The organism is Nostoc sp. FACHB-190 (assembly GCF_014696905.1).
Classification (GTDB): Bacteria; Cyanobacteriota; Cyanobacteriia; order Cyanobacteriales; family Nostocaceae; genus Nostoc_B.
Map to the genome: position 1 here is coordinate 14,752 of NZ_JACJQW010000047.1, position 19,265 is coordinate 34,016.

The 19,265-nt window shown below is 39.0% G+C and carries 10 protein-coding genes; 6 read left to right on the plus strand and 4 right to left on the minus strand.

What is annotated here, in order from left to right; translation table 11 throughout:
* Positions 1 to 299: 299 nt before the first annotated feature.
* Entirely contained in the window at positions 300 to 2,660 is a 2,361-nt protein-coding gene (locus H6G28_RS31090) for a sulfatase-like hydrolase/transferase (protein ID WP_190676727.1), read from the minus strand.
* Entirely contained in the window at positions 2,650 to 3,666 is a 1,017-nt protein-coding gene (locus H6G28_RS31095) for a formylglycine-generating enzyme family protein (RefSeq protein ID WP_190676728.1), read from the minus strand. Before H6G28_RS31095 ends, H6G28_RS31090 begins: the two co-directional genes overlap by 11 nt.
* Before the next feature lie 706 nt (positions 3,667 to 4,372).
* Here H6G28_RS31095 and H6G28_RS31100 point away from each other — a divergent pair.
* The 4 genes from H6G28_RS31100 to H6G28_RS31115 all read left to right on the plus strand — a co-directional run bounded on the left by H6G28_RS31100 (position 4,373) and on the right by H6G28_RS31115 (position 8,469).
* A complete protein-coding gene (locus tag H6G28_RS31100) occupies positions 4,373 to 4,639 on the plus strand; it encodes a TIGR02450 family Trp-rich protein (protein ID WP_190591525.1) in 267 nt (88 codons plus the stop codon).
* A 577-nt stretch (positions 4,640 to 5,216) separates the two neighbouring features.
* Positions 5,217 to 6,083, plus strand: a complete 867-nt coding sequence (bchL, locus tag H6G28_RS31105) for a ferredoxin:protochlorophyllide reductase (ATP-dependent) iron-sulfur ATP-binding protein (RefSeq protein ID WP_062295146.1) — start codon at positions 5,217 to 5,219, stop codon at positions 6,081 to 6,083.
* Between the two features lie 30 nt (positions 6,084 to 6,113).
* Entirely contained in the window at positions 6,114 to 6,887 is a 774-nt protein-coding gene (locus H6G28_RS31110; protein ID WP_190591524.1) for a DUF5331 domain-containing protein, read from the plus strand.
* A 178-nt stretch (positions 6,888 to 7,065) separates the two neighbouring features.
* The gene (locus H6G28_RS31115) at positions 7,066 to 8,469 is read left to right on the plus strand and encodes a ferredoxin:protochlorophyllide reductase (ATP-dependent) subunit N (protein ID WP_190676730.1); all 1,404 of its coding nucleotides are present in this window, start codon (positions 7,066 to 7,068) and stop codon (positions 8,467 to 8,469) included.
* A 79-nt stretch (positions 8,470 to 8,548) separates the two neighbouring features.
* On the opposite strand, the gene H6G28_RS31120 is transcribed toward H6G28_RS31115, so the two are convergent.
* Together H6G28_RS31120 and H6G28_RS31125 are read right to left on the minus strand one after the other, a co-directional pair.
* The gene (locus H6G28_RS31120; RefSeq protein ID WP_190676732.1) at positions 8,549 to 9,070 is read right to left on the minus strand and encodes a hypothetical protein; all 522 of its coding nucleotides are present in this window, start codon (positions 9,068 to 9,070) and stop codon (positions 8,549 to 8,551) included.
* Between the two features lie 191 nt (positions 9,071 to 9,261).
* On the minus strand, positions 9,262 to 9,498 hold the full coding sequence (locus H6G28_RS31125) for a hypothetical protein (RefSeq protein WP_242051176.1): 237 nt from the start codon (positions 9,496 to 9,498) through the stop codon (positions 9,262 to 9,264).
* A 1,068-nt stretch (positions 9,499 to 10,566) separates the two neighbouring features.
* On the opposite strand from H6G28_RS31125, the gene H6G28_RS31130 reads away from it, so the two are divergent.
* Together H6G28_RS31130 and H6G28_RS31135 are read left to right on the plus strand one after the other, a co-directional pair.
* Positions 10,567 to 13,641: a non-ribosomal peptide synthetase gene (locus H6G28_RS31130; RefSeq protein ID WP_190676733.1), complete on the plus strand. Its 3,075-nt coding sequence runs from the start codon at positions 10,567 to 10,569 to the stop codon at positions 13,639 to 13,641.
* A 161-nt stretch (positions 13,642 to 13,802) separates the two neighbouring features.
* A complete protein-coding gene (locus H6G28_RS31135; RefSeq protein WP_190676736.1) occupies positions 13,803 to 19,193 on the plus strand; it encodes a trifunctional serine/threonine-protein kinase/ATP-binding protein/sensor histidine kinase in 5,391 nt (1,796 codons plus the stop codon).
* Positions 19,194 to 19,265 lie beyond the last annotated feature (72 nt).

Consider the following 19,265-nt stretch of genomic DNA (forward strand, 5'->3'; position numbering starts at 1 on the left):
TTAATTCATCGTGCAGAATAAAATATTTAGGGATATGGCAATCCTAAATGAGTCGTGAAAAACATAGATATAGAAACGAACCGCCAAGGACGCAAAGGTAAGAAAGAAGAAAAAGATATAGAAATTTTACAAATGATTTAGGACTGCTATATAGGGAACAGAGAACAGGGAATAGCAAAAGAAGACAAAGATTCGAGTTGTATTAAAGCCCATTCCCCAATCACAGTTAGTGAGCGAACTTGTACTGAGCGTAGCCGAACCACTACTCCCTACTCCCCATTCCCTACTCCCACTCTCTATTACTTCAACTCCAAACTGACTTGTTGTAAGTTACCAGTAAAAGCAAAGGGTACTTGATAACTATCTACAACTGGAGTACCTGTATCTCTGCCAATATCAAAAGTTTCGTCTAGGGCTAAACGGTAAGCGATGGTTTTTTCTATGCGTCCTTCGGCTACCTGTTGGTCGTTAATGAAAAGTTTGCCGATGCCACCTGCACCGACACCACCGTCATAATCAAAGCTAAATCGGAGTGTAGATTTACCAGGAGGTAACTTTTCTGGGGCTTGGATGATGTAACGGGCAGCATTGGCGTAGTTGTAAATATATGTGGGCTTACCATCTTCTAGGAAGAAACTCCAACCAGCAAAGCGTCCACCTTGGGTTAAAAGGACACCTTCAGCACCATTTTCAGGAATTTCTACGTTAGCTGTGATGTTGAAAGAGCGATTTTTGAGATTGGGGGCGCTACCTTCGGGAATGCCCACTGTACCAGGATAGTAGGTGAAAGTGGTGCGTCCTTTGGTGAGGCTGGGGCGAATTTTAACATCAAATCTTTCGGCGATGCGATCGTCTAACGGTAATACTTGATGTTTGCGGGCTTCTTTTAAAAACAACTTTTGCAGTTTTTCTAGCTTCTGGGGGTTTTGCTTGGCTAGATTCTTCGCTTCGCTGAAATCTTCTGCAATGTTGTACAGTTCCCACTCATCTGTCTCAAAGCTGCCTTTTACCGTCCGTTCCCAAGGTAAGCGACCATGACGCGCAGCTGCTACCCAACCTTCATGGTAAATTGCTCGGTTGCCCAGCATCTCGAAGTATTGAGTTTCTCGATGGGAGGGCGCATCAGCTTGGTTAAAGGTGTATGCAAGGCTAGTACCTTCGATCGCTTGTTGTTTGACACCATTAACTTCTTTGGGGATAGCAATTCCCGCTACTTCTAAAATGGTGGGGGTAATATCAATTACATGATGAAATTGACTGCGAATACTACCTTGGTCTTTGATATTGTCACCCCAGGAAATTACCAAGGGGTTGCGAGTCCCGCCAAAATGAGAGGCGATTTGCTTTGTCCATTGGAAAGGCGTGTTAACTGCCCAAGCCCAAGCCGCCGGAAAATGGTTGAAGGTTTTGGGGCTACCCAAGTCATCATAAGCAGCTAGTAGTTGTTGGAGATTTTCGGGTACACCGTTGAAAACTTGCAGTTCGTTGACGCTACCTGTTAAACCACCTTCGGCACTCGCACCGTTATCTCCAACGACATAAATAACTAAGGTGTTATCTAGTTCACCGAGTTGGTCAACGGCATTAATTAATCTGCCGACTTCATAATCTGTATGTGCTAAGAATCCAGCAAATACTTCAGCCATGTGGGCATAGAGTTTTTGCTGTTCGGCGGAGAGGGAATCCCACGCTGGCAATTCTTGGGGGCGGGGTGTAAGTTGGGCGTTGGCAGGAATTACACCCTGTTGTTTTTGACGGGCAAAGGTTTCTTGGCGTAATTTATCCCAGCCTTGGTTAAATTTGCCTTTGTACTTTTCAATCCACTCTTTGGGGGCGTGGTGGGGTGCGTGGGTGGCTCCGGTGGCGAGGTAAGCGAAAAAGGGTTTTTCTGGCGCGATGGATTGTTGATTGCGAATCCAGGCGATCGCATGGTCTACTAAGTCAGGTGTCAGGTGATAATCTGGCTTGTTGGGTTTATCTACACGTTTGGTATTTTCGACCAAAGCGGGACTCCACTGATTAGTATCACCACCAAGGAAGCCGTAAAAATACTCAAATCCTAACCCTGTAGGCCAGCGATCAAAAGGCCCGGCGGCACTGGTTTCAAAGTCTGGTGTATTGTGCCATTTCCCAAAAGCTGCGGTGTTGTAGCCATTTTGTCGCAGGATTTCGGCAACGGTGGCGGCACTCTTGGGCAGAATTGTTGTGTAGCCAGGATAACCTGTAGCTAATTCTTCCACTACCCCTGTATTGACTGAATGATGATTGCGTCCAGTTAACAAAGCTGCTCTGGTAGGCGAACACAAAGCTGTGGTGTGAAATTGGTTGTAGCGTAATCCTCTTTCGGCAAGGCGAGTTAGGTTAGGCGTATCCACCGGGCCGCCAAAGGTGCTGGCTTGTCCAAAACCGACATCATCTAGAATTACTAGCAAGACGTTGGGGGCTTTGGCTGGGGCGGTGATGGGTTGGGGAAAGTCTGGTTGTGATTCTTTATAGGTGAGGCCAATTTTACCTTTGAACTCTGGCAAGGGAACGGGTAAAACTTCTGATGTAGCTGCAAAGGCGGGGCTATTGACCATCAACAAAGTGATGAGCAAAGATAAAGCGATCGCCTTTGCTATTTCTCTGAACAATTCCCAATGCTTGGATTTAAACTTCATTCTGCATCCTTTCTGTAGTCAAATTCATTACTAAGCGAAACCCAATATGAGTTGTTCCCGTATCAGGTGCTTGAGATTCTCGCGCCGCCGGACGGAAGCGACTGCAATAGTTAGGCGCACACAAATAAGACCCACCTTTGATAACATGTAGAGCAATTTCTGTGGGTTTATTCGGGTCAAAGCTTGTTTCCGGGCCTGTGGGATTGAGCGTGTGGGTTTTGTGGTTGTGTCCCGGTTGAAACCAATCACTCGTCCATTCCCAAACATTACCTGTCATGTCGTACAGACCATAACCGTTAGGTGGAAAGGAACCAACGGGTGCAATACCGACATAACCATCTTTTTTAGTATTAAAAAAGGGAAAAATGCCTTGCCAAGTGTTGGCTTTTTTTGCGGAATACTGGTCGCCCCAGGTATAAGTTGCATTATCTAAACCACCACGAGCCGCATATTCCCATTGCGCTTCTGTCGGGAGTGATTTACCTGCCCATTGGGCGTAGGCTAGGGCATCTGCGTAGGCAATATGCACGACTGGATAGTTATCTTGATTTGTGATGGCACTTTCCCCTCCAAAAGGATGTTGCCAATTCGCCCCAGTCTGCCAATGCCACCAACTTAAATACTTTGCGCCTGGTTGGGCTATTTCAAACACCAGAGAACCCGGTAATCTCTGTTCATCTGGCAAATCAGGAAACTGTTCTTTGGGTAAAGGACGCTCGGCAATGGTGACATATTCTGTTGCTTTGACGAAGGCTGCAAATTGGGCGTTAGTTACTTCATATCTATCAATACAAAAGGAACTAACTTTGACTTCTTGTGCGGAGAGTTCTTCTAGATAACCGGAATTATCAGATCCCATCGTGAATGTGCCACCGGGAATCATCACCATTTCTGGCGGACAGGAATTGGAACTAGTGGCAAAGGCTGGAGGCGTGATGAGTGAGAGTGCGATCGCTACTCCCGTAATTAACCACAACCCTAAAAAACTTTTCCTTGACTTAAACATTCTGAAAACTATGACTTCGGCTCGGCAGCAATAACTAAATTGCACTTTTCATTAAAAACATCCAAAGTGTTTCAAAATAGTATTTACCGCTCAAAAAAACAAATTAAAATTCAAACTAAACTTTATACAAGCTCATACTGCATAAAGCTTACGCAGATTAAGAACAATATTAATAATTGCTAAAAACCGAACTTTTGATAAAAAGCTAAGTAGGTCGGATCTAAATAAAATTAACTAGTTAAATTCGTCATTTGCCCTAACTTGTGAATTGGCCTTTAGGCATTTTCATCTGACTAGCCGCTAACACGTCCATATCATCTGTCAAAATTTAAGACAAATTGACACTGTATTACCTAGTTCCGTTTATTTTTACCGACTTACTTAAATTTAAATATTGGTCTCATCTGCTTAAACTACTGCATATCTATCGGGATGTCGTATTTAAGTACAATAATGAAACTACAGCTTAAACAAAAATAAGTCAATAACCTTGTTGATTCTCAATTGAGTGGGACTTACGCAGTGAGATCAAAAACCAAGGGTTTTGAGAAGGCTGAGGAGTTTCGTCGTGAGCGTCAGCCGAACAGTGTACTTATTCACAACCCTCATACCCAATCTTCACAGACCAACTTTGTGGGTAAATCCTGAATTTTATAGAGAAGGAAATACAGCATAATTTTAACTATTGACCCTTGACCATTGACCAATGAGCAAAAAGCAAAAATTTCCCTACTTGGTAGGCTCTAAGTGGACAGCACAGAAAAAAGTAGACGGTTGGAGACACTTTCAAGTCGCTAACCGCAAAAATCAAGGTAAGTGGGTTTATGCGGAAATGGTTGCATCCTGTGACCCTAATGTTCGTTTCTGGATTAACGCCAAACTGTTACAAGACCGTTCTCAGTGGCTGGCTGGCTGGCAATCATTACAAGAAATGGAAGCGATTTATAGCGGTTCTAAGTTTATTGAGGGGTGAAGGGTCAGATTTTAGCATTATTGACTGAGTATAAGTACTCAAATTACCAAAATTTTTAGTCAAAAGCCTTAATTTTATAATTTTTCACAAATGCAGTATCGAGCGTTAAAAATTAGCCTTGAGATAGTCTACTGAGTGGCTAAACAAGGCTAATTTGCGCTCTAAAAAACTCGTATTGCTACTCATCACATTGGGTTAGGGATTTTCCTCTCCACTGCCAACCCTACGCCCATATCGATTAGGCATTAAAAGGAGAAGATTCAATAAAAACCTTATGCCAAGGGAGTTTGAATATTTTTGTTTATTGTAACTATTTTTATATAAATAAATAAATAAAATCTTTAAAAAACAATTTTTTAGAATTAATAAAGATTTTTTAGATATTTTAAAATCAAAAATAAATTATTATTAGCTAATAAACCTTTTTACTTCATTTTTTAGATTTATGCCCCCTTTATTTTCTATGCAATTTCGTCAATAATGACACTCAACTACCTCACACATTGCCATCGGCGGCTAGGTGAAGGCCAATGTTTGAGCCAAAAGTTTGACAAAAAACTATAAGAGGCAAATAACAGTGAAACTAGCAGTCTACGGAAAAGGCGGTATTGGCAAGTCAACAACTAGCTGTAACATATCTGTCGCTTTAGCCAAACGGGGCAAAAAAGTGCTGCAAATTGGTTGCGACCCGAAACACGACAGCACCTTTACCCTGACTGGATTTTTGATTCCGACAATTATCGACACTCTCCAGTCCAAAGATTATCACTACGAAGATGTTTGGCCAGAAGATGTCATTTACAAAGGCTATGGCGGTGTTGACTGCGTAGAAGCTGGCGGCCCTCCTGCGGGTGCAGGGTGTGGTGGCTACGTAGTTGGGGAGACCGTAAAATTACTGAAAGAACTCAACGCCTTTGATGAATACGATGTAATTTTATTTGATGTGCTGGGTGACGTAGTTTGTGGTGGCTTTGCGGCTCCTTTAAACTATGCAGATTACTGCATGATTGTTACTGATAATGGCTTTGATGCTTTATTTGCAGCAAATCGAATTGCCGCTTCCGTCAGAGAAAAAGCCCGGACTCACCCATTGCGTTTAGCTGGTTTAATTGGCAATCGGACATCAAAGCGTGACTTGATTAATAAATATGTAGAATCAGTCCCCATGCCTGTTCTAGAGGTTTTACCTTTAATTGAAGATATCCGCGTTTCTCGCGTCAAAGGTAAGACATTATTTGAAATGGCAGAGTCAGATCCTTCCCTGAACTACGTTTGCGACTATTACCTCAACATTGCTGACCAAATTTTGGCAAGACCAGAGGGAGTAGTACCGAACGACGCTCCCGATCGCGAATTGTTCTCTTTGTTGTCTGATTTTTATCTAAATCCGCGTAAACCACAGGTTCCTAATTCAGAAGAGGAATTAGACTTGATGATTGTATAAATCACCAAGTTCTCAGGATGAGGGACAAATATGGCTTTCTTTAGTAGCTTTACAGATTCAATTAGACAAAAGTGGTTGCAGTTCTTCCAGGTTAACCGTGACTGGATTACCTTGCACATGGAAGTCGAGTCAGTGTATACCCCCGATGGCGGCAAGCGACCACCTTCTTACCTCATCCTGGGAGTTGTGAACGCGCTAGAACCAAAACTAGCGCAGTTGATGATGCCCTTTTCCAAATTGAATGCTGATGCTGACACCTTAATTGAAGTGTTGGAACTGCATTTTGACCCAGACATTGTCCTTGGTAATCGCTTGAGTAATCCTCCAGTTGAACCAGAGACAAACCAAGAAGAGTCAACAATTGTGCTGCCAGATGACAATGTTGATGATGAAACCTTAGCAATTTCTCATCTCAACGGTTTTGGTTTAGATGCTAGTGAATTAAAGGATAAGGAACCCAACCAAGAATTAAATGATGTTTCCTTGTCTAATGAACAGAACGGCAAACATGAGCCTCAAGCTGCGATGCCTTTGGCAACGTCTTCGACGAACGCACTTGAGACTGATGATTTTGGCGATGTTTCCTTTAAAAGTGACACCACATCAGCAACCAAACTAGATGAAGAAATTCTCGGCGACTTAAACCCACCAGATGAAAACGCTTTTAATGATGTTTTGTCTGATGTTTGGGGTGATGAAACCGGATTGCAAAAGGGTGAAGAAAATAATGATTTTCTAGGGGAAGAATTACCAACTGGTGTTTTTGATGACTCAGAAATTGCCCGTCTCTTCCCCAACAGTTAATAGTTACTGTTTCAGTTGAATTTAGGGATTGCTCACTGTGCTGTACAGAGTAGGGAGTAGGGAGTAAGCAGTAGAGAGTAGGGTATGATCATCCTCTCACTACTTATTCACTCCCCAACTCTTCCTATTGCTGACCCTACATTCATCTGCCTTTAAATTACAAGGGGAGAAAACCAAAATGACTGTCGCGCAACAACCAGAAGCTTTAAACTTTGAGTGCGAAACTGGGAATTACCACACCTTCTGTCCGATTAGCTGCGTGGCGTGGTTGTACCAAAAGATTGAAGATAGCTTCTTCTTGGTGATTGGGACAAAAACCTGTGGCTATTTTCTCCAAAATGCAATGGGGGTGATGATTTTTGCTGAACCCCGTTATGCAATGGCAGAGTTAGAAGAAGGTGATATTTCAGCACAGTTAAATGACTATGAAGAATTAAAGCGGTTGTGTGAGCAAATAAAACGCGATCGCAACCCCAGTGTAATTGTCTGGATTGGCACTTGCACCACAGAAATTATCAAAATGGACTTGGAAGGTTTAGCACCCAAGTTAGAAAGCGAAATAGGCATTCCCATTGTTGTCGCCCGTGCCAACGGTTTAGATTACGCTTTTACCCAAGGTGAAGACACTGTTTTAGCGGCAATGGCACATCGCTGTCCTACCCAAGCGCCCGTAACCGAAAATGAGAAAAACGAGCGCAACGCCATTCAAAAACTGCTCAACTTTGGTAAGAAAAAAGAAGATGTAGTTCAAGAAGAATCAGAATACGTAGATCATCCACCTCTAGTTCTTTTCGGCTCCCTCCCTGATCCAGTTGTTACCCAGTTAACCCTAGAATTAAAGAAACAAGGCATCAAAGTTTCTGGCTGGCTACCAGCTAAACGCTTCACAGAACTACCCGTGCTAGAAGAAGGATATTACGTTGCAGGTGTTAACCCCTTCCTCAGCCGCACAGCTACCACCTTAATGCGTCGCCGCAAATGCAAATTAATTGGCGCACCCTTCCCCATCGGCCCTGATGGAACTCGCGCCTGGATAGAGAAAATTTGCTCAGTGTTTGGCATTACACCCAAAGGACTAGAAGAACGAGAAGCACAAATCTGGGCAGGCTTAGAAGACTACGTAAAACTAATTCGTGGCAAGTCTGTATTCTTCATGGGTGATAACCTGCTAGAAGTCTCCTTAGCGCGGTTCTTGGTACGTTGTGGAATGACAGTCCATGAAGTTGGCATTCCTTACATGGATAAGCGTTACCAAGCAGCAGAATTGGCAATGTTAGAGCAATCTTGTCAAGAAATGGGTGTACCTTTACCCAAGATTGTCGAAAAACCAGATAATTACAACCAAGTGCAGCGCATTTATGAGTTAAAACCCGACTTAGTAATTACTGGAATGGCTCACGCTAACCCATTAGAAGCACGCGGCATTAATACCAAGTGGTCAGTAGAGTTTACCTTTGCTCAGATTCATGGTTTTAGCAATGCCCGTGACATTTTAGAATTGGTAACTCGTCCACTGCGTCGCAATAATAATTTGAAAGACTTGGGTTGGGATAAGTTAGTCAGAGAAGAAGCGAAGATTTAAAATTTGGTTTTGAAATACTTAATTATTTAGAGGCGAATTGAGTTCGCCTCTTTTTATGTATCATGGAAAATCAGTGAATCTACTTTAACTTGATTAAAGGTTTTAGCCATTCTCCTTTCTCAGCCAATACACCTGTAATATAATTTTGAAATCCAGGTAATCCGCCATGCTTGTTCCAATGTTCATTAAAATCATTGTTATTTGCTAAATAATGAGCTTTTCCGTCTGGAGGAAAATTAATTGAGCAGCCAAATATTTCTTTGTTATGTGGAATATTTGTTAAATCACTTGTGTGGGAAAGATTTTTCAAATCATTTGCCTTCCAAATTATTTGAACTAAACGACCAATGCTAAAGTCATAGCCAGAACCATCATCATAAACAGTGTCATTAAAAAATTGAACAACATGCGTTACATGGGCGTGTTGCCTAATAATCAGGAGATCACCTTCCTCTGGCTTTTCTGCATTAGCTTCACCTCCCTTTTTCCAATGCAAGATAAATATTTTTGATGTTTCGTCTATTTTATAATCCCAGTATATTTTTTTATCACCTTGATAATTTACGTTTTTACTCCACTTTAATTTAGATAAATCAGTCATTATCATCTCCATTTTATTCTCAACAATCTAATTTAATATTTCCCGATAATCTGAATAAAATAACATGATTAGGTGAAATTTAAGCGCAATAGTCATTTAGATTGGTAGGTTGGGTAAAGCGAAGCATAACCCAACAAAGGTTAGGCTAAACTTATAGAAATTTAAAATCAGTTTAATGCGTAAGTTAGGCTTTAATTCGCCTTATTAACCCCTGTAGTAACAAGATTAGCTCCTGAAAAAATCAGATTGAGCAAATTATCAGACTTATTAACTTGAGCAGGTTGTCCAGTTATCTCTCTTAACCAAGTAACAACCTGTTTAGTTCCGACTTCTCGAATTACACCGCCAACTCGTTCTAATGTTCCATTTGCTAAACCTTTAACAACCCAATCAGCAAGCATAAAGGTTACTGTAACTGGTAGACTCACAATTTTCTCCTCATTCTTGACATTCATAGGACTTACGGAGTGAGACTGAAAACCAATCTCCACAGACAATCTTGGTGCTTCAGCCCTAATTCACAATCTCTCCTCAATTAAGTATTCCCAGTTATACCTACTAAAATTGATGACTACACTCAGCAAACAAGTCTAAGCAAGTTAGTGGGGTGTTGCATAAATGCCATATAGCTTCAGGAAAAAGCCCAGCCTATGGTTTCCCTACTTCAGCCAAGTGGCATGTGTAGGTGTTTAAAACCCTTATACCCCTTATTTACAGATAACCCTGGTACGTAATTCACATCATTAAAAAGTTAAATTTTTAACACGCACCAGTAAAATAGTTAAATTTTTAACATACTTAAGTACAAATACTTAAGAATTTAAAATTACAATATTTGTTTGCTGATAAATTGTTTAGACAAAATAAATTACTCATTAAAGATTGATTCAAACCTTTATTTAGCAAGCAATAGATATCAAAGTAATTATTTATCAACTACTTAAATATCTTTGCATAAGTATTTAAAATAGTTGCTTTATAAAGTTAAAGATTTGAATTACTATCTGGATATTTAATACCAGCTATGTCAAGATAAATTTCTAGCTTCATATTCTTATTCCCGGAACTTTAGATGAGCATCTCACCAGCTAGATTCAAAAAACCTTACATTAAATTGCTGAATGAATATCTAACATCTAGAGTTATTCATTTGAGAATGAGTCTGGGTTACTACAAATTTGCTATCAATTATCAAACCTATCTCTTTTGAAGATGACTGCTTGTTAGTAAATAAATTTTGAATAACAATACCTTGATATCTAATGAGATTCATTTGTTCCTTGTACCTTTAAGTATGTAGTTAGTTAATACATAATTTATGCTCATACTCAATCTTGTACTGCTCTAACATCTCAAAGGAACAACTGAAAAAACAGATATCCTAATATGTCGAATTTTCCACCATCCCAGTAAATACCTTGATTTTTAGTTTTATCAATGTCATCTACCCATATTTAATCTCGCATTTTCTGACCAAAAACGAATCTGTAAATATAATGAATACTCAAAAATTTTCTACTCCTAAAACTGTTGTTTCTTTAATCGATTTGGTTTTTCAGCAATATCAAGATGAATTGGCTGTCATTGTAGAAGATCAGCAGTTTAGTTATGGTGAGTTGCAGCGACGGACAGAACAGTTATCTCAATACTTAACAGCCCAAGGTTGGCTACAACCTAACAGTTTAGTTGGACTTTGTATTGAACCTTCTTTTGAAATGATTGTTGCAATCTGTGCCATTTTAAAAGCAGGTGCAGCGTTTGTACCGCTTGATCCTGATTTACCTCGTCAGCGACTCAGCTATATGATTGCTGATGCTAAATTAACTACAATTTTGACACAGCAAAAGTTTGCTTTTGACCTTGAGCCAGCTATGCGGCAGAGTGGTTTGGATGGAAAAATGTGTTTTTTAGACACTCCTACTGTCTGGCAACCTTTAACCACGTCCTTTGCGTTAGACCCCGTAGAGTCTGAGCAATTGGCATATATAATTTATACATCTGGCTCCACTGGTATACCTAAAGGCGTAATGTTGACCCATCAAGGTTTGCTCAATCTTGCAGAAGCTAGTTGTAGCACTTTTAATATCACACCGGGCTTGCGCTTGCTTCAGTTTGCTTCTATCAGTTTTGATGCCGCAGTTTGGGAAATCTTCACAGCATTATGTGGTGGAGCAACTTTGGTATTAGGTGCAAGAGAGCAAATGCTTCCTGGACAACTCTTGGCAAACTTCATCACAAAACATCAGGTGCATTGGGTGATGTTATCTCCTTCTGTACTTGCAACACTCACACCTTTCCGCAATCACTTAACTGATTTACGTATGGTTGTGGTAGGTGGTGAAGTTTGTCCTGTCTCGCTTGCTCAAGCTTGGATATCACCCCAAACTCGCTTTTTCAATGCTTACGGGCCAACAGAAATTACTGTTTGCTGTACAATATACGAGTTTCAGCCACAGGATATTAATCTACCTATTGGTTATGCACTGCCAAATGTAGAGCTATATGTTCTTGATGAAGAACTTCAACTTTGTCGGCCTGGTGAAAAAGGTGAGCTATATGTAGGCGGGATGGGAGTAGCCAAAGGCTATCTCGACAAACCTGAAATTACCAGTTCTCGTTTTCTGGATAACCCGTTTGGTGTGGGCAAAATTTATAAAACGGGCGATGTTGTTTATGAAGATGCCGATCATCCTGGATTAATACACTATGCAGGTAGGTCTGATCATCAGGTAAAAATTCGGGGCAAGCGCATAGAAATAGAAGCCATTGAAATGATACTTGCTCAACATCCAGGAGTACAGACGAATGCAGTTAAGGCAATTAAAACTACACGTATAGAAAGTAGTGATGTAGCAGAAAATTACGGTATATCAATGCTGGTTGCATACGTCGTGCCGAAAGCTGGGCAGTTTTTGACAGAAAAGCACTTACAACGCTTTGCAGCCGAGCAACTACCAGATTATATGGTGCCTACACGTTTTGTATTTATGGATGAATTACCTTTGCTACCTAATCGCAGCAAAGTAGACCGAAATTCTTTACCAGAATTGCCTCAAACACCGTCTTTTGTCACTGATACGATGGATAACTCCATCAAAATTGCAGTAGTGTTTGACGAAGCTTTAGAGTTACCGACTGGAACTTGCAAGCCTCACTCTAATTTCTTTGAGATGGGTGGTAGTTCCTTGTGCATAGCGCATATTTTATATGGGCTGGAACGGGATTTTGGTGTGACTATTCCTTCTCGCTTAATTTATGAATATCCCACACCATCGGATGTAGCAAGATTATTAGAGCAATTTAAACTCAAAAGTGAAAGCGTCACTCATGATAGACACATTGATTTAAAGGCAGAAGCTGTACTTTCACCAAATTTGAATACATCGATTTGGCAACAACCACCACAAGCTAAATATGACTGTGCATTGATTACAGGTGCAACAGGTTTTCTCGGCGCACACTTGCTGGATGAACTGTTGAGAAGAGGTAGCTATAGAAAAATCTATTGCTTGATTAGAGCAGAAAGCCAAGCCATTGCGATTGAAAGGCTACGTACCACTTTCATACAATATCAGTTACCAACGGCGAAACTTGAGCAGGTAAATGTTCTTAATGGCGATCTCGAACAACCACAGTTGCAACTATCAACACAATTATTTGACCAACTGGGTGACGAAGTTGATCAAATTTACCATGTAGCTGCTGATACTAATTACATCAAACCTTACTCATTGATCAAAAAGCCCAATGTTGATGGAACTGCAAATATCCTGGCGTTAGCAGCGCATCGTCGGCATAAAACTCTGCATTACTTATCTACTTTGGCTGTTTATGGCTCAATCACTTCATTACTAGGTATAAATGATGTCGTAGAAGACCTTGACATTGACCTATGTGAAGGAATTATGTCTGTAGAGTATGGATATGTACGCTCAAAGTGGGTTGCAGAAAGAATGCTACACTCAGCCAAAGAACAAGGATTAGCAGTTTCGATTTACCGCCCTGGTTTTATTTCTGGACACAGACAAACCAAAATCGCTAACCTGAATGATATGTTTTACCGCTTTGTGAGTGGTTGTATTCAGATGGGTATGTATCCAGAGTTTCCTGAAAAACGTTGGGTTCCAACACCTGTAGACTATGTGGCTGAAGCGATCGCTCATCTTTCACTGGATACAAAATATACTGGTGGTCAGTACAATATCCTTGTCCCTCAAGAAAAGGAATTAAGTCATTTAGAAATATTTGAATACATTGAGGAGTTGGGCTATCCTCTACAAAAGATTTCGCCAAAAAATTGGTTGAATGCACTATCTACTCTACCAACTACGAATCCTTTACATCCATTAACTTCATTCTTCCAAGAGAAAGTATATCAAGACCGCAGCACTATTTTGGAGGTACACCATCGCACCCCCAACTTCCTGACAGAAAATGTTCTTCAAGCTATCGAGGGTACTAATATTGAATGTCCAGCAATAGACAAAAATCTGATTAGACAATACTTACCCAACTTTGATAGACATTTCTTAAGTAGACAGCTCCAAAATCCAGCCGCCCTCAATTATTAGTAGTTAACTAGATTCCCAATTTTAAAGCAAAATTGGGAATCTGAGTCTTATACTTCTACAAAATCATAGGCTGAATAGAGTACCACAATTCTTAATTTGTAACTCAGGAAAAGATAGTTAACCTTTTAAATATTTTGTGTTTATTCACAAAGGTAATAATTATGTTAGCAGTGGATTCAATATCAGGGTATGACTTAAACGAAATGCTCCATGAAGGAGATGATACCATTATTTATCGTGCTAGATCAGTATATGACCAACAACCGATTATTCTGAAAATACTGAAAGCCGATTATCCTTCCATAGATGCGATCGCTCGTTTGAGACATGAATATAAAGTTACCGCTAACCTAGATTTAGCGGGTGTAATTAAAACCTTAAGGCTAGAAACTCATAAAAATAGACTGGCGATCGTATTTGAAGATATCAATGGCTACTCATTAAAACAACTGCTAAGTCACAGCAAACAAGACTTAAAGAGTTTTATGAGCATTGCAATTCAATTAGCTAAAGCTCTAGTATCTGTACATAGTTGTAATATTATTCATAAAGATATTAAACCTGCCAACATCATCATTAATCCCGAAACTAGAATTGTCAAACTCACTGATTTTAGTATTGCATCACGTTTAGATAAAGAAACCACCCAACTAGCTAACCCCAATCAACTAGAAGGTACTTTAGTTTATATGTCTCCCGAACAAACCGGGAGAATGAACCGTAGCCTGGACTATCGCAGCGATTTTTACTCTCTGGGAGTGACTTTTTATGAAATACTGACCGACCAATTACCTTTTCAAAGTGATGATCCTCTAGAATTGGTTTACTCTCATATTGCTAAAGAACCTACAGGCATTGAAAAATTAAACCCTGAAATTCCTAGCGCCATCTCTGCTCTAGTTAATAAATTGATGGCAAAAAATGCTGAAGACCGCTACCAAACAGCTAAAGGATTGTTAGCAGATTTAGAAATTTGTCGGGAACAATTAGAAACAACTAGTAAAATCATAGATTTTACACCTGGTCGCCTAGATGTTTTAAGTCAGTTACTAATTCCTCAAAAGCTATATGGTAGAGAATCTCAAGTTAATTCACTTTTAGATGCTTTTGAGCGTGTTAGTCAAGGCAAACGGGAATTGGTATTAGTTTCTGGTTATTCAGGAATTGGGAAATCTTCAGTAGTCAATGAAGTCAATAAACCCATCACTCGTGCTAAAGGTTTTTTTATTAGTGGTAAGTTTGACCAGTTTCAACGTAATGTTCCCTACGCTTCATTGATTCAGGCTTTTAGTTCGTTAATGCGGCAATTGCTGACAGAAGATGACCAAAAGTTTGAAACATGGCGGCGTAAAATATTAGCTGCGGTGAAGTCCTATGGCAAAGTTATTATTGATGTCATTCCCGAAGTAGAATTAGTAATAGGCAAGCAACCAGATGTAGCACCACTAAATGCAGCAGAGTCACAAAACCGCTTCAATCGTGTTTTTACAGATTTTATCCGCGTCTTTGCTACAAAAGATAACCCTTTAGTCATCTTTTTAGATGACTTGCAATGGGCTGATTCTGCTACTCTCAAGTTGATAGAATTGTTAATTAACGACCCAAAAACCAAATATTTACTGTTAATTGGGGCTTATCGCAATAATGAAGTTAGCATTACACATCCTTTAATTCAAACAATCGAAGAAATTAGCAAAAAACACAACATTGTCAACAACATTGTGTTACAAGCTTTATCAGTTGACAACTATCATCAATTAATTGCCGATACACTACATAATAATTCAGTAAAAATCAAAGCACTAGTAGATTTACTGTACAATAAAACGGCAGGTAATCCATTTTTTTTAACACAATTATTACTAGTATTACATCAGGAAAAGCTATTTGAATTTGACTTTCATCTTGGTTCCTGGCAGTGGGATATAGAGAAAATCCAAAGCATTGGAATTATTGATCAGCGTATCGTAGAATTAATTGCCAATAGAATTAAAAACCTGCCGATCGCCACCCAAGAAATATTGAAACTAGCTGCTTGTATTGGTAATAGATTCTCACTGGATATTCTTTCTATTGTTAGCGGTAAATCTCCAGCAAGTACTGCAAATGATTTATACTCTGCATTACAATGTGGATTAATTTTACCTTTAAGTGATGCTTATCGCATCCCCTTAGTATTTGAACAGGAAGAATCTGCAAAACTAACTTTTGATTCTAAGCAGATTGCTTATAAATTCTTACATGACCGTATACAACAGGCTGCTTATTCATTAATTCCTGAAAGTCAAAAACAAGAAACACACTTACAAATAGGTCGTTTATTACTAGAACAGACACCTGCGGAATTAATTTCAGAAAATATTTTAGATATTGTTAATCAACTAAATGTTGGTTGGGATTTATTAACTGAAGAATCTGAAAAATATCAACTAGCAAATCTAAATCTGATTGCAGGCAAAAAAGCTAAAGCTGCTACAGCCTATGAGGCTGCTGCAAGATATTTAAACATAGGTTTAAAACTTTTGACAGCAGATAGTTGGCGAACCAGCTATGAACTCACGTTAAATTTATATACGGAAACCACAGAGTTAGAATATTTAAATGGGAATTTTGAACAATCTAATTATTTAGGAAATATTGCTATAAGTCGAGCTATTAATATTCTGGATAAAGTGAAATTATATGAAGTAAAAATGTTAATTTGTATGGCACAAAATCAGATGCCAGAAGTTCTCGAAATCGGGGTAAAATCTCTCAAAGAATTAGGCGTAAATTTACCAAATAAACCTACACAAATACATGTTTTATCAGCCTTAGCTGAAACCAAAATCGCATTGATAGGGAAACCAATAGAAAAGTTAGCCTTATTATCAGATATGTCTGATCCTTATAAACTAGCAGCTATGCAAATACTATTGCAAATTGTACCGGCTGCTAGTCAAGCAGGCTCTTTTCTATTTCTGTTATCTGTTTTGGCGATGGTGAGATTATCGGTTAAATATGGCAAATCACCTGTTTCGGCTTATGGTTATGCAGCTTATGGTACTGTTTTAACTGATAAATTTAACCAATTTGAAACAGGATATAAATTAGGTAAGCTGGCAGTTAAATTACTAGAAAATACGACGGCTAACTCAATTAAAGCTACAGTTTACTTTGTACATAATGGTACAATTAGCTTTTATAAACAGCCCCTTAAAGAAACAATACCACCCCTGGTAGAAGGGATGCAGAGTGGACTAGAACTGGGTAATATCGAAAATGCTGGTTATTGTGCTGTAATTGCGGGATATCATGCTTTACTGTCGGGAGAAAATTTAGAATCGGTAGAACATAAAATATCTGGCTACGTTGATTTAATGCAGAAATTAAAGCTGGAATCTCTAGCAGCAGCTACCAGCCTTTTTAGACAAGCAGCTTTAAATTTACGCTCTAAGTCATCGCACAAAGCCGTGTTAATTGGTGAGGCTTTTGATGAAATTACGATGGCATCGGAGTTATTAAAGAATTATTCTTTTAAAGGTTTTTATTATGGCTGTAAAACTATAGTTTGTTATTTATTTAACGAATATCAACTAGCAGTAGAAAATGCTGTATTAGCAGAAAAAACTCATGCAGATAATGTGGGTTTGCTAATTTATGTTGCCAATAACTTTTATTACTCTTTAGCTTTGACAGCACTTTGTAATCAAGCTGAACCTGCACAAAAGCAGCAATATTTAAAGCAAGTAGCTGCTAATCAAAAGCAAATGAAAAAATGGGCGACACAAGCACCATGTAACTTTCAGCATAAATATGATTTAGTAGAAGCTGAAAGAGCCAGAGTTTTGGGTCAATTTCAACTAGCAATAGACTTGTATGATCGTGCTATTGCAGGAGCTAAAAATAATGATTATATTTCAGAAGAAGCTTTAGCAAACGAACTTGCTGCCAAATGTTATATAGAGTTTGGTAAAGAAAAAATTGCCAAAATGTATATGACAGAAGCTTATTATGCTTATATTCATTGGGGTGCTTTAGCAAAAGTTCAATTATTGGATGAAAAATATAATCATCTAATTATTCGTAGTGTAAATTCTAAACAATTAGAGATAGATGTTACCCGCACCATTGCCACAACAAAAATTAATTATACAGGCACAACAAGTAATAACGATGGTGTTTTAGATTTAGCGACAATCCTGAAAGCTTCACAGGCAATTAGTGGCGAAATAGTGCTTGATAAACTTCTGGAAAAGCTTTTACAAATAATTTTGGAAAATGCTGCGGCTCAAAAGGGTTGTCTGATTTTACTGAAAGATAATGAGTTATTCATAGAAGCAATCAACGATATTGATAGTAACTCAATTATTTTGCAATCGACTCTATTAAAAGCAAGTGAAGATATCCCAGGTTCTATAGTTGAGTACGTTGCTAGGACTCAAGAAGTTTTAGTCATTAATGATGCTATTTCTGAGGCTAATTATCAAGGCAATGCTTATGTTCAAAAGCATAAACCAATTTCGATATTGTGTAACCCTATCTTCTATCAGGGTAAATTTATTGGCATCTTGTACTTAGAGAATCGACTGATTGCTAGTGCATTTACCAAAGAAAATATCAAAGTATTAAATTTAATTACCTCTCAAGCAGCAATTTCTTTAGAAAATTCTCGACTATATCAGCAAGCTCAAAACTATGCTAAACAATTAGAGTCTTCGCTGTCTGATCTCAAGGAAATGCAATTGCAATTAGTCCAAAGTGAAAAAATGTCTACTTTGGGTAATTTAGTTTCCGGTATAGCTCATGAAATTAATAACCCCATTGGATTTATTATAGGCAACCTAAAACCTGCGAATGAGTACATACAAGACTTATTCAAGGTAATAGACTTGTATGAAAAACACTATCCTCAACCAGTATCAGAAATTACTAAAACTCGCCGAGATGTTGATATGGAATATGTGCGGGAAGACTTACCGAAACTAATTGCTTCTATGCAAGAGGGAGTCAACCGTATTTATGATGTCAGCTTAAGTTTGCGTACCTTCTCTAGAGGCGATACTCAAAAACCTAGCATTTGTCATGTTCACGAAATTATTGACAGTACAGTTTTAATTCTCAAGCATCGTTTGAAAGCTTCTCAAGCTCGTCCAGCAATTGAAGTTGTCAAAAATTATGATGACTTACCATCAGTGCGCTGTTTTCCTGGACAACTTAGCCAAGTGTTTATGAATTTGATAGCTAATGCTATCGATGCGTTGGAAGAATCAAATGTGGGACGTAAGATGGATGAGATTAAAGCTCATCCCAACCGGATTACACTCACTACCAAACTCAATGAAGAGCATGATAGGGTGTTAATTTCCATTCAAGATAATGGGATAGGGATACCTCCTGAAGTTAAACAGAAGATTTTTGATCATTTATTTACTACTAAACCAGTAGGTAAAGGAACAGGTTTGGGATTAGCGATCGCTCGTCAAATTATCATAGAAAAACACGGTGGAAGTATTCAGGTAAATTCTCAACCTGGTGAGGGAACCGAGTTTATCATCCAGTTACCAATATAAGCCTGAGCCGCAAATAAGTTTTTTTAGTCTCAAGCTAAACGTCATACTTACGTTTAGCTTGAGTACTTTTGT